Source organism: Stieleria sp., assembly GCF_041595215.1.
Taxonomy (GTDB): domain Bacteria; phylum Planctomycetota; class Planctomycetia; order Pirellulales; family Pirellulaceae; genus Stieleria; species Stieleria magnilauensis.
Window position 1 is genome coordinate 1 of record NZ_JBFHKV010000121.1, and the last position, 12,302, is coordinate 12,302.

General features: G+C 57.8%; 6 protein-coding genes. 4 read left to right on the plus strand and 2 right to left on the minus strand.

The genetic code is table 11. From position 1 onward, the window contains the following. Positions 1–2,589: DNA polymerase III subunit alpha (gene dnaE, locus ABX749_RS07120; RefSeq protein ID WP_372895360.1), on the minus strand; the 2,589-nt coding region annotated here is incomplete at its 3' end. A gap of 254 nt (positions 2,590–2,843) precedes the next feature. Further along, positions 2,844–3,548: a tRNA (guanosine(46)-N7)-methyltransferase TrmB gene (gene trmB, locus ABX749_RS07125; RefSeq protein WP_372895361.1), complete on the minus strand. Its 705-nt coding sequence runs from the start codon at positions 3,546–3,548 to the stop codon at positions 2,844–2,846. A 141-nt stretch (positions 3,549–3,689) separates the two neighbouring features. Between trmB and hemE the strand changes: the two genes are divergently transcribed. The 4 genes from hemE to ABX749_RS07145 all read left to right on the plus strand — a co-directional run bounded on the left by hemE (position 3,690) and on the right by ABX749_RS07145 (position 12,128). Then, the gene (hemE, locus tag ABX749_RS07130; protein ID WP_372895362.1) at positions 3,690–5,654 is read left to right on the plus strand and encodes a uroporphyrinogen decarboxylase; all 1,965 of its coding nucleotides are present in this window, start codon (positions 3,690–3,692) and stop codon (positions 5,652–5,654) included. A gap of 317 nt (positions 5,655–5,971) precedes the next feature. Beyond that, entirely contained in the window at positions 5,972–7,111 is a 1,140-nt protein-coding gene (locus ABX749_RS07135; RefSeq protein ID WP_372895363.1) for a formylglycine-generating enzyme family protein, read from the plus strand. A 117-nt stretch (positions 7,112–7,228) separates the two neighbouring features. Next, positions 7,229–7,804, plus strand: coding sequence for a sigma-70 family RNA polymerase sigma factor (locus tag ABX749_RS07140; RefSeq protein ID WP_145217237.1), 576 nt, complete (start codon positions 7,229–7,231; stop codon positions 7,802–7,804). Further along, the gene (locus ABX749_RS07145; protein WP_372895364.1) at positions 7,788–12,128 is read left to right on the plus strand and encodes a protein kinase; all 4,341 of its coding nucleotides are present in this window, start codon (positions 7,788–7,790) and stop codon (positions 12,126–12,128) included. The genes ABX749_RS07140 and ABX749_RS07145 overlap by 17 nt, the downstream gene beginning before the upstream one ends. The last annotated feature ends 174 nt before the right edge of the window (positions 12,129–12,302 follow it).

Sequence of the window (12,302 nt, forward strand, 5' to 3'; positions counted from 1 at the left end):
AGTCGATCCGCCACAGGCTTTGATCGCCGACAGGGCGAAGTGAATTTTGCCGTCGGCGACGCTGAAGTCGGCTTCGGACGTGTTCACACTCGGCGGCACCACTTCGATGCCCATCCGATCGCAGTCCTCCATGTGCTCGACCAGCGCGTCTTTCCGTTTGAAGTTTCGACCATCGATGTCACTGGACAACAGCGACGCCATGAACTCCACCGGGTAATGCGCCTTCAGGTAGGCGGTCTGGAACGCAACCAGGGCATAGGCGGTGCTGTGTGATTTATTGAATCCGTAACCGGCAAACTTGACGATCAGGTTCCAGATGTCTTCGGCGTCTTTTTGGGCGAGCCCGCTTTCGACGGCGCCTTTTAAGAACACCTCTTGGTTTTGGTTGATCAGCGCCTCTTTCTTTTTGCTGATCGCTTTAATACACGTGTAGGCTTTGGCCAGCGGGACGCCGCCGAGGCGGTTGAGGATCCGCATCACCTGTTCCTGGTAAACCATGATGCTGTTGGTTTCTTCCAGGATCTCTTTCAAGACCGGGTGCTTGTATTCCGGACTCTGCCGACCGTGTTTGATGTTCACATAGTCGTCGACCATGCCGCCTTCGAGCGGACCGGGACGATACAGCGCCGCGGTCGCGATGATGTCGTGGAAACAGTCGGGCTTCATCCGCGTCAGCAGGTCACGAATCCCGCCGGATTCCAATTGGAACACGCCCTTCGTTTCACCACGTTGCAGCAGCGCGTAGGTGGCTTTGTCGTCGAGCGGAAACTTGAGCGGATCGACGTCTTTGCCCGTCGTCTGTTTGATGAATTTCACCGACCGGCTGAGCATCGTCAGGTTGCGCAGCCCCAGGAAGTCCATCTTCAGCAAACCGCTGGCTTCGACGTCGTTCATCGACCACTGGGTGATGACGTCTTGTTTGCCGGGCACACGCGTCAGCGGAACGTATTCCGAGAGTGGCTTGTCGGCGATCACGACGGCCGCGGCGTGGGTGCCGACGTTGCGCGCCAGACCTTCGATCTTCATCGCCAGATCCAACAACTCGCGGATCTCCGGATCGCCGTCATAGGTTTGTTTTAAGTCCGCGCTCTTTTCCAACGCTTTCTTGATCGTGATCTTCAGCTCATCGGGCACCATCTCGGTGATCTGGTTGACGCGCGACAGGGGAATCCCCAACGCCCGCCCGGTATCCTTGATCGCCGCCCGTGCGGCCAGCGTTCCGAACGTTCCGATCTGGCAAACGTTCTCGCTGCCGTAGCGTTCTTTCACATACTCGATGACTTCGACGCGACGTTCTTTTTCGAAGTCGATATCGATATCCGGCGGCTCGGTCCGGCTTTCGTCCAAAAACCGTTCGAACAGCAGGTCGTAACGCAGCGGACAAACATGCGACATGTACAGGGCGTAGCACACGATGGCGCCCACGCCGCTGCCCCGCGCGGTCGCCGAGATCCCCTTGTTCCGAGCGTGGATGACGAAATCCCAGACGATCAGGAAGTACGTCGGATAGTTCAGTTTTTCGATGACGCCGAGTTCCCGATCCAGCCGCGCCATCACTTCGTCAGACAGCTTGCCGTCGACGATCCGTTCGTCGTCGCCTTCGTAGCGTTCCAGCAACCCCTTGATGCAAAGCTCGCGCAGATAGTCGATCGGCTTCATCTCGTTGGGGCATTCGAACTTGGGGAAGTAGTACTTGCCCAATTCGATATCGATGTCGACGCTGTCGGCGATTTCCTGGCTTCGCGCGACGCAGTCTTCCATGCCGGGAAAATGCTCGTACATCTGTTCGGGGCTGCGCAGGAAGAACTGGTCGTTCTCCATCTTCATACGCGACGTGTCCGTTCGGAAACGACCGGTGTTGATGCACAGCATGATGTCTTGGGCTTCGGCGTCTTCCTGATTGACGTAGTGACAATCACTGGTCGTGACGACGGGCAATCCCATCTTGTTGGCGATGTCGACGGCGCCTTCGAGCTGCATGCGTTGGATTTCCAAGCCGTTGTTCATCACTTCGATGAAGTAGCGGTCGCCGAACACCTTGTGGAACCAGCCGGCGATCTCCATCGCCTCCTTCTCGTGTTCGCCGGTGTCACTGGCTTTCATCACCGTGCGGCTGAATTCACTGCTCACGCATCCCGACAAGCAGATGATGCCTTCGTTGAACGTCTGCAGGATTTCTTTATCGATTCGCGGCTTGAAATAAAATCCTTCCAAGGACGCCGCACTGGCCAGCTTGATCAGGTTTTTGAAACCGGTACGGTTTTTGGCCAGCAGCGTCAGGTGATAGCTGGCGTCTTTGCTGCGTCCGGCGCCGCCTTTGTCGAAACGGCTGCCCGGGGCGATGTAGGCTTCGTAACCGATGATCGGGTTGATGCCGGCGCCTTTGGCCGCGCGATAGAATTCCAGCGCCCCGTGCAGGTTGCCGTGATCGGTCAACGCCAACGCGTTCATCCCGTGATCGACGGCGCGGTTGACCAGACGTTTGATGTCACCGGCACCGTCCAGCAAACTGTAGTGGCTGTGACAATGCAGGTGGACGAAGGGCTTGGCGGGCGTGACGATGGAGTCGTTGCTGGCGTTGTCCGACATGCGAAAAGGGCTCTTCCGTGGGTGGCTGGCTGGGGCACGATTGACCGGTATTCTAGCAGTCTGATTCAGCTCCGATAATCGGACGGACCGGAAGTAAGAGGGGGCAAAACGATCGGGGCAAAACGATCAATCTGCTGTTTTTTGGTCCTGGATTTAGAGAAATCCATAGGCGTTCCCAACACGAAATTTTTCGTTCCCCAATCATCGTTTTGCCCCCCATCATTCTGCCCCGAATCATTCTGCCTCCCACCCGCTCACTTTTTTTCGTACCGGACCCGATACACCGGGATCTGATTCTGACGGCTGCGGCGTTCGAAATGCGTCCGGTAGTCCAGGTCGTGCGACGAGGGCGCTTTTTCTTCGGGAATCGGCACGCCGAATCCCGGGGCGATTTCCGCAATCATCTCGATGGTGGCTTCGAAGTAGTCCAGCACGTCGGTCCAAAAATGGAACCGGCCGCCGGGACGAAGCGCAGCCAAAAAGCTTTGGACGCTGCCCTCGTTGACGACCCGCCGCTTGCGATGCCGTTTTTTCCACCAAGGGTCGGGGAAATAAACGTGCACCGCTTCGAGTGATTCGGCGGGCACGCGATCTGCGAGCAGCGGCTGGGCGTTGCCGGAAATCATCTTGGCATTGGATCGGCCGGCTTTGACCAATCGCGCCGCGGAGTGTTTGGCGTATTTGTGGATGATTTCGATGCCCAAAAAATTGTGCTCGGGATTTCGCCCCGACTCGTTGGTCAGAAACAGCCCTTTTCCGCTACCGACTTCGATTTCCAGCGGGCGGTCGTTATCGAAAACCGTTTCACTTCGGATCGTCTCGGGCACCGGCGGGAATGGGATTTCCGATCCGGTGTCGCTTCCCGAAGCCAATTCGCCCGGAATGGGTTGGCGAAAAACGAACAAATGGTCGGTCAAATCGAGCGTCGGTTTCGGGGCGCGAATGGGGCTGCGGGGCATCGGAAAAATCGGAACCGGTCGGCGGGGGATGATGTCAATTGGTCGTCAAGAGGTAATCGTAACGACAGCGAAAACGTCTACAATGCCGCCACGGATCCTGGTGCCCACCGCTCTCCACCTGAACAGTACGAAAAACGACCCATGCCCAATGACGCTGATTTCGCCGGCCTCCACGTCGCTTCCCTGGAAAGCCGCCGCGGCGACGACATGCGACGACTGATCGAGCGGCACGGCGGCGTCCCCCACGTGAGCCCCTCGATGCGAGAGGTGCCGATCGAACCGAACCGGGCGGCCATCGATTTCGCCTATCGCGTGATGACCGGCGAAATCAGCACCGTGATCTTCATGACCGGCGTCGGATTTCGTTTCTTGATGCGTTCGATCGAAAAACACGTCAACACGCAGCGTTTCCTCGATTCGCTCTCCGACATCACCACCATCTGCCGCGGCCCCAAACCCGTCGCGGCGCTGCGCGAGGCGGGGGTAAAAGCGACACACCGGATCGGCGAACCGAACACGTGGCGTGAGATCTTGCGTTACATCGACGACCACAAACTGGCCGTCGCCAACCAAGAAATCGGGCTGCAGGAATACGGCATCTCCAACGCCTCGCTGGTCGCCGGACTGGAAGCCCGTGGCGCGTCGGTGCAACCGGTTCGCGTGTATGGCTGGGACTTTCCCGAGCAAACCGATCCGCTGCGAGAAAACATCCAGGCCCTCGCCGACGGGCAGCGTGACCTGTTGCTGCTGACCAGTGCCCACCAGATCGTCAACATGATGCGGATGGCCGAAACGATGGGCATCACCGATCAATTGCGATCGGGATTGCGGACCACCGCGATCGCGTCGATCGGTCCGACGACGTCACAAATGTTGGCCGAATGTGACCTGCACGCCGACCTGGAACCGTCGCATCCCAAGATGGGCCACCTGGTCGTCGAATCGGCGAGACGTTCCGCTCAACTGGTTGCCGCTAAAAAACGATTGAAGGAAACCGACGAAAAGATTCAACAATCAATTTCGTTCGTCACCGAGTCGCCCGCGACGGCGGAAAAGCACCCGTCGCACGACAGTCTGTTCCTGAAAGCCTGTCGCGGTGAACCGACCGAGCGCACGCCGATCTGGTTGATGCGGCAAGCCGGACGTTACATGAGCGAGTATCGCGAAGTCCGTGCCAAGCAGAGTTTCCTGGAACTGTGCGCCAACCCGGCGCTTTGCAGCGAAGTGATGTGCACCGCGGTCGACCGACTGGGCGTCGATGCGGCGATCATCTTTTCCGACTTGTTGCCGTTGTTGCAGCCGCTCGGGTTTGACCTGGAGTTTGTCGCCGGCGACGGGCCGGTGATCCACAACCCGATTCGCAGCAGTGACGACCTGACGCGACTAAAACGCTTGGACGATCCCCAGTCGCTGGGGTTCGTGTATGAAACGGTGCGACAAACCCGCGCCGATCTGCCCGAGGGAATCCCGTTGATCGGGTTTGCCGGATCGCCGTTCACGTTGGCCAGCTATGCGATCGAAGGCGGCGGAAGCAAGGTTTACACGAACACGAAGAAGTTGATGTACGAATCGGTTTCGCAGTCCGGCGGCGGCGCCTGGGCGGAATTGATGAGCACACTGTCCGAAGCGATCACGGTTTACTTGAACCATCAAATCGCCGCCGGAGCCCAGTGCGTGCAGTTGTTCGACAGCTGGGCCGGCTGCCTGTCGCCGATCGAATACAGCGAGTTCGTGTTGCCGTGGATGAATCAGATCATCGCGGGGATCGCGCCGGGCGTGCCGGTGATCAATTTCGCCACCGGAAACCCCGAGTTGCTGCCGTTGCTTCGGGGCGACAGCCGGACGGTGGTGGGTGTCGATTGGCGGATCCCGCTGCCCGTGGCCTGGGATCGCATCGGCCGCGACAAGAGCGTGCAAGGCAATCTGGACCCGGCGGTGCTATTGGCCGATCCCGATGTGATCCGCTCCCGCGCCGCAGACTTGCTCGACAGCGTCGCCGGCCGCAAGGGACACATTTTCAACCTCGGTCACGGCGTGTTCAAAGAAACCCCGGTCGAAAACGCGATCGCCCTGGTCGAAACCGTCAGAGAGCTCAGCGCGCGGTAGCGTGGTTGGCGAGGAATTTTGAAACCGCTAATGAACACTGATGAACGCTAATGCGAGAGTGAAAACGCTCAGGACACTCATTGAATTCTTATGGAAACAGAACCGTAATTCGCGAATTGGGGAGCTGTGATGACAGGAGAAAGTCAACCGTTTGCCAATGAAGGATACGCGATAATGGGTGCTGCCTTTGAGGTCGATAATATCCTTGGTGGCGGTTTGTTCTCTCGAACGCGGTTCCCCACAGAGTCGGAGAACGGCTATTCTGATTGTACGAGGTGGGGCCGATTCGCGGTGGGCGTGTCTAAGGAGAGTTCGTGATGAATCTGTCGACTCGCGTTGCATTGACGGTCGCGTTGTTCGCTTGCTGCAGTTTTGCCGGCGGACCTGAGACGCGGTTGGTGCCGGAACAGCCTGCCGCGGGTCGATTCGTGAAAACGTCGCAGGGTTTCATGGTCGCTTACGATCAACCGATCCCCGGCTCCAACGTCGTCATCGAGATGCTGCCGGTGCCCGGTGGCACGGTGACGCTTCAGCCACTGCCACCGTATCAACAGTTCGACGATTTCGGCGAGCCGGTGGCGAAGGATCAGCCGGCGGGAACCGCGCAACAGGTTTCCTTTGAACCGTTCTGGATCGGTAAGTACGAAATCACGATGGAGCAATACCTGCCCTATCGACAGTTGTACTACCGACAGAAGCAGGACGCATCCGAAGGCATCAATCAAGCGAATTCCCCGACCGATGTCGACGCCGTGACCGGACCGACGGACGTTTATGACCCGCAATACAATTTCGAGTATGCCGGTGCACCAGATTCCCCGGTGACGACGGTCAGTCAATTTGCGGCGCGGCAATACACCAAGTACCTGACGTTGCTGACCGGTCAAACCTATCGCCTGCCGTTGCGGAGCGAATGGCAGCACGCCGCGTTGGCGGGCAGTCGGACGCGCTATTGTTACGGGGACGACACCAAGCGAATCGGCGAGTTTGCCGTCTATCTGGAGAACTCACCGATCGATTCGTTGACCCTGCGCGTCGGGACTAAAAAGCCGAACGCTTGGGGCCTGCACGACGTCCACGGCAATGTTGCTGAATTGGTGATCGAAGACACGGCGATCACGGGGCTGCGTTTTGGGCACGTCGCCTGCGGCGGAAACGCTGACAGCGACGCGGAAGACTGCACGGCCGAATCGGTGGTTCGCACTACAGACGCCTGGTGGGACGAAGACCCAGATTTTCCACGCAGCTCGTGGTGGATGACGTCCGAGGAGAGCCGCATGACAGGATTTCGCATCGTCGCGCCGCTTGCGCCGATGGCGGATGCCCAGAAGCACGCGTACTGGGACGCCGACAGCGAACAGCTTGCCGAAGACGTGCAAATGCGTTTGGAAGACGGCCGCGGCAGCCTGGGGCGGGTTTCACCACCGAAAACGACGACGCGGCGGATCGATCACTAAAATGATTCGAAAATGGCGGTCGAATGTCGGGTAACCGTTGCCTCTTAGATGGCAGCGATCATTCCCAAGCCATTACGGATGCGTTTTGACGCCGGTTCAACGACCTGAATTGACGCGATGTCGTGCGACAAACAACCGAATCTCGAGCAGTATCGGCGGTACCTGAGAGTCCTCGCCGACATGCAGCTGAACCCGCGTTTCCGCTCCAAGGAAGACGTTTCCGACGTCGTCCAGACGACGCTGTTGCGGGCGTACCAGGATCTGGATGGGTTTCGGGGGTCCAGCGAAGTCGAACTGAGAGCGTGGTTGAAGACCATTTTGACGCACACGTTGATCAATCTGGTGAATAAATATCAAGCGCAAAAGCGTGACATTCGCCTTGAACGTTCGATCGATCAACAACTGCAAGAATCGGCGCTGCGGATCATCAACGAACCGTCTGCCGAGCAGACGTCACCGAGCCAACACCTGATTCGACAGGAACGTGCCGAACAACTCGCCGACGCGATGGGCTCCTTGTTGGAAGCAGAATGCAACGCGGTGATGCTCAAGCATGTTCACGGATGGAAAGTCTCCGACATTGCAGTGCACCTGGATCGGTCCCCCGAAGCCGTCGCCGGACTCCTTCGACGCGGATTGAAAAAACTTCGAAACAAGTTGAACGCGGTGGAACACCATGGCGGAAACGAGTGACAAACAAGATCGCGATGAGGCCTTTGATCGCGTCGTTCATGAATACTACCGGTTGATCGAGAACGGAGAATCGGTACCGCGGCACGTCTTCATCAATCGGCACAAGAAGTTCGAACAAGAGCTTCATTCATTCTTCGCGGACTTGGATCTGCTCGACCAAGCCGTCGAGAACTGCGAGTTGACGTCCGACGAGGCGATCAATGCCACGCAAGTCTCGCAGCTCAAGCAATCGGCCGTGCCTCCAAACGCATCGATTCGGTATATCGGCGAGTATCTCATTCTCGGTGAAGTGGCTCGCGGGGGCATGGGGATCGTCTTCAAAGCACGCCAAGAATCACTCCGTCGAACGGTCGCATTGAAGATGATTCTCAGCGGTCGACTTGCCAATGATGCGCAAGTGGAGCGATTTCGCCGTGAAGCACGTTCGGCCGCCGCGTTGAAGCATCCACATATCGTTGGCGTGCATGAGATCGGCAAACATGACGGCCACCACTACTTCACGATGGATTTCATCGAGGGCGAAAGTCTTGCTGAGACACTACGTGAAGACTCATTGTCGCCACGTCGTGCAGCGGAATTGGTCGCGACGTTGGCTGACGCGATTCATTTCGCTCACCAGCAGGGCGTGTTGCATCGCGATCTCAAACCCGCCAACGTGCTGCTGGATGTCAACGGAGAGCCTCACATCACCGACTTCGGACTCTCCAAGCCGCTGTTCGAAGCGGACGCTGATCTGGGCGAGATCACACATTCCGGACAGATCCTGGGAACGCCACGTTTCATGGCTCCCGAACAGGCCGCGGCCGAACACGGTCTGGTGGGTGTCCCGAGCGACGTCTATTCGCTCGGCGCGATTCTCTACACAAGTCTGGTCGGGCGAGCGCCCTTTGTTGCCGAGTCGACGGTCGAAACGATTCGCCAAGTCATTGAGAAAGAGCCCGTCCGACCCCGTCTGTTGAATCCGGGAGTGCCGCGAGATCTCGAGACTATCTGTTTGAAGTGTCTTGAGAAGGCACCTGAGTCCAGGTATCGCAGCGCAGCAGACCTACGCGACGATCTGCGACGGTTCCTGAATGGACACGCCATCGAAGCCAAACCTGTCGGTTGGTCGTCACGCGCCTGGAAGTGGTGCAAACGACGCCCCGAAGTTGCGTCGTTGCTCTCGCTGCTTGTCGTCGCTCTGCTGACCGGTTTCGTCTCGGTCGGGTTCTGGTGGCGGATGGCGGAATACCGTCGCGCCGAGGCGGAGCGGGCGACCGCTGAAGCCAAGCAAAACTTGTATGGGTCGTTGATCGGTGAAGCCGAAGCGACGCGTCGCGCTCGACAAAGCGGTTACCGACAACGTGTATTGGCATTGCTTCAACAAGCATCTCGATTGAGCGGCGTACAGAAGGACGAAGCTCAGATTCTACAAGAAGCGATTTTGTGCTTCGGGGATTTTGTCGGGAATCAGCCGACGACCGTCGAAGGTCCGGCGTTGGTTGATTCACCCGGTGCGGCAACGTTTTTGGATGAGGAGCGGATTGCCGTCGCAGTCGCCAATGGAGGCGTGGTGGTGCGCCACGTCGGCGACGGCAGCGAACAGTCTCGCGTGTACCGGATCGGGTTGGATATTCGTGCAATGGCCATGGCCAACGGCGGCACAACGATTCTGATGGTCGACAAGGATTCCCTGGAGCGGTGGGACCAACAGCAAGACGGCCGCTGGATACAACAATGGGAGTGCCCCGCGGCTTATAGCAGTCACTATATGGACATCGGCGTCGGGCAGGATCTGATCGCGTTGATCGATCGATTTCAGATCCGGTTGATCGGCATTTCTGATGGCAAGCCCGTTCGCAGCTTTCAGGTACCTCAGGACTATGAATTTCTGTTCCGGCAACACGGCTTTCTGACCACCGCGATCAGCCCGGATCAACGCTACGTTGCCGCTGCCGATACGCCCGAGTCCGTTTTCATTTGGAATGCCGCGACAGGCGAGCTGGTCAAACGAATTCGTTCACCGGGGGCTGGGGTGCCCAACGTGCAATTTTCCAGCGACGGACAGTTCCTGGTCGTCGGATCGGATCAAGGGTTTGCGACCTATCGCTGTGATGATTTTTCGCAGTGGTCCGTCATTCAAACGGATCCGATTTTCAGCTTGGCGGTCAGCGCCGATGCCACTCGGCTGATTACCGTAAACGAAGTGGGGGCGGTCCATCTCTGGAATCTATTGACACAGCGATTGGTCGCGACGTTGTCCCATCCCGGTTCCCCGCCACTCGGTTCGGCGGGGTTCAGCCCGGGTGGGACTCGCGTTTTCTCCTCAGGAGCGGAACGGTTACGGATCTGGAATTTGGCCGATACCCCCGAACGCATCGTCCTGCACGGACATCAACGACCGGTCAGCTGCGTCGCGTTTCACCCTTCAAAGGCGATGTTGGCGAGCGGCAGTCAAGACGGAACCGTTCGGTTCTGGGACACCCAAGCCGGCAGAGAGCTTTCGAAGTTGCCGGTCGGCGAGGCAGTGAAGGCGGTCAAGTTCTCTCCGGATGGTTCACTGATTGCAGCCGTCACCTCCCGATCGCTCCTGGTTTGGCAACTTTCCGGCAACGGAGTCTTGAACACGATTCTACAGCTCAACCGAAACGGTCTGGCGTTCAACGACATCGCCTTCAGCCCCGACGGAAAATGGTTCGCTTCGTGTGGTCCCGAAGGCGTTCCTGTCTGGGAGATTCAACGCGTGGGCGATGGCGCGATCGAATCGCGTGAGGTGCGGCGAGAATCGATCTTCGGCCAATCGATAGCCTTTGACGCCTCGTCCAGATATATCGCCGTCAATGCCAGGTTACTATTCGGATGGATCGACCTGTCCGATCCAGATTCGAAATCTCGCACGATTGGGAAGCGGATGTTTTCCAGCAATCTGGTCGCGTCACCGAATGATCAAACTCTGATCGCCGTTTCTGCCGACGGAACCTTGCTGGAGTGGAACTTGGAAAAGGGGCAAGCGAATCGCCAGATCGCGGAACTCGGTCGACTGAGTTCCCCTGTCATCGCGATCGCCCCGTCCGGCGACATTCTGGCGGTCCAGGCGAGCCACCGAAACGTGCGTTTGTTGGACTTGCGGACCCGTTCGACGATGTTCGATTTGGCAGATGAACACGCATCGATCAATGCGATCCGGTGGGAGCCTGGAGGTCGACGATTGGCGATCGGACTGACAGATGGAGGCGTTGCGATTTGGGATTTGACGCGCATCTCGCAACAATTGGTCTATGCCGGACTGTCGTCGGGGCTCGAGCGTTTTGCAAATCCTGGCGACACGGCCAAGGCTCCTCCATCGTCCGAAATGGCGCAGCAGGTCTGGCAGCCGACGAAAGTGGTTTCGATCGACGACGTCCAAGCAAAAAAGTACTTGGCGACGTGGGGAATCGAATCGCAACCAGAGCCCTCGAGCCAGGACGAGCCATTGATCGACGTTCCGCTGGATGAATCGATTCGTGAAGAAATCAACCAATGGCATGGAAGTGCGAGCGTAAACGGGGCATTTGTGCTCGGTATCCCAGCCGCCAAATTCGACCGGTTGGATCAGCAACTCGCCACCGCTGGATACCGTCTGTCGTCGATTTCACCGGTGTGGAGCGGCGGGCAGGTCGTCGTCTCGGCCGGTTGGCAAAGCGGAGAATTTGATGCGATTTGGGAACTGGATTTGAGTGAGGAATCACTCAACCAAAAGCAGCAAGAAAGGATTGCGTCGGGATACCGTTTGGCCGATGTCGGCGGTTACGTCGAAGATCGCCCCGGTTCAGAGGAACGTTACTTTGCACTTTGGCGAAATGAACTGCCCGGAACCGCAACACAGTGGTTGGTCCTTGGCGAATCGGAGGAACAGGCGCGCAAGACGTTTTATGGCAAGATGAATGACTACGAACCGATCTTGCGGCAATGCTACTACGATGCCAACAACCAGATACGGTATTGCGAGCTATGGGAACGGTTTGATGAACCGGCGCTCGAACCTTGGTTTGCCTACGCCAATTCATATGACGTGATCTTCGGCGAGATCAGACGGGCCGGCATGAACCGCTATCCATGTCGATCGTTCAAGGTGGCACGGTCGCATGATGAAAACGCAACCATCTACTCCGGTGTCTGGCGGAGCGACGAAAAGGGGGTCGCAACGCGGCTGATCTTCGGAGAATCTCCTCGCACCGTCCAAGTTGTCGGAACCGAAATGCTGCGCAGCGGATTTCGGCCGCGCTGTGTCTCGATGGCCCCTTCGGTCGATCGAGATCCCGTCGCCGCCGTCGTTTGGGAAAAAGCGACGGGGCTGAAAAATTAATCCGCTCGATTGAAGTAGGCTTGCTGTCTAATGAATTGCACCCCGTTGAATGAGGAGATTTCTGCAACCCTAGGAAGCACGCCATCCAACCCATTCCGGTCTCTGAACCATGAAACGTCTCTCTTTTCGAGAATCGGTGGCCCAAAACGTCTTGGTCAGCGGTTTACTTGTCGC

Excerpts from the sequence above, each read along its gene's own strand:
- ABX749_RS07140 (WP_145217237.1), top strand. The coding sequence starts at position 7,229 with ATGTCGTGCGACAAACAACCGAATCTCGAGCAGTATCGGCGGTACCTG.
- trmB (WP_372895361.1), bottom strand. The coding sequence starts at position 3,548 with ATGCCCCGCAGCCCCATTCGCGCCCCGAAACCGACGCTCGATTTGACC.
- hemE (WP_372895362.1), top strand. The coding sequence starts at position 3,690 with ATGCCCAATGACGCTGATTTCGCCGGCCTCCACGTCGCTTCCCTGGAA.
- ABX749_RS07145 (WP_372895364.1), top strand. The coding sequence starts at position 7,788 with ATGGCGGAAACGAGTGACAAACAAGATCGCGATGAGGCCTTTGATCGC.
- ABX749_RS07135 (WP_372895363.1), top strand. The coding sequence starts at position 5,972 with ATGAATCTGTCGACTCGCGTTGCATTGACGGTCGCGTTGTTCGCTTGC.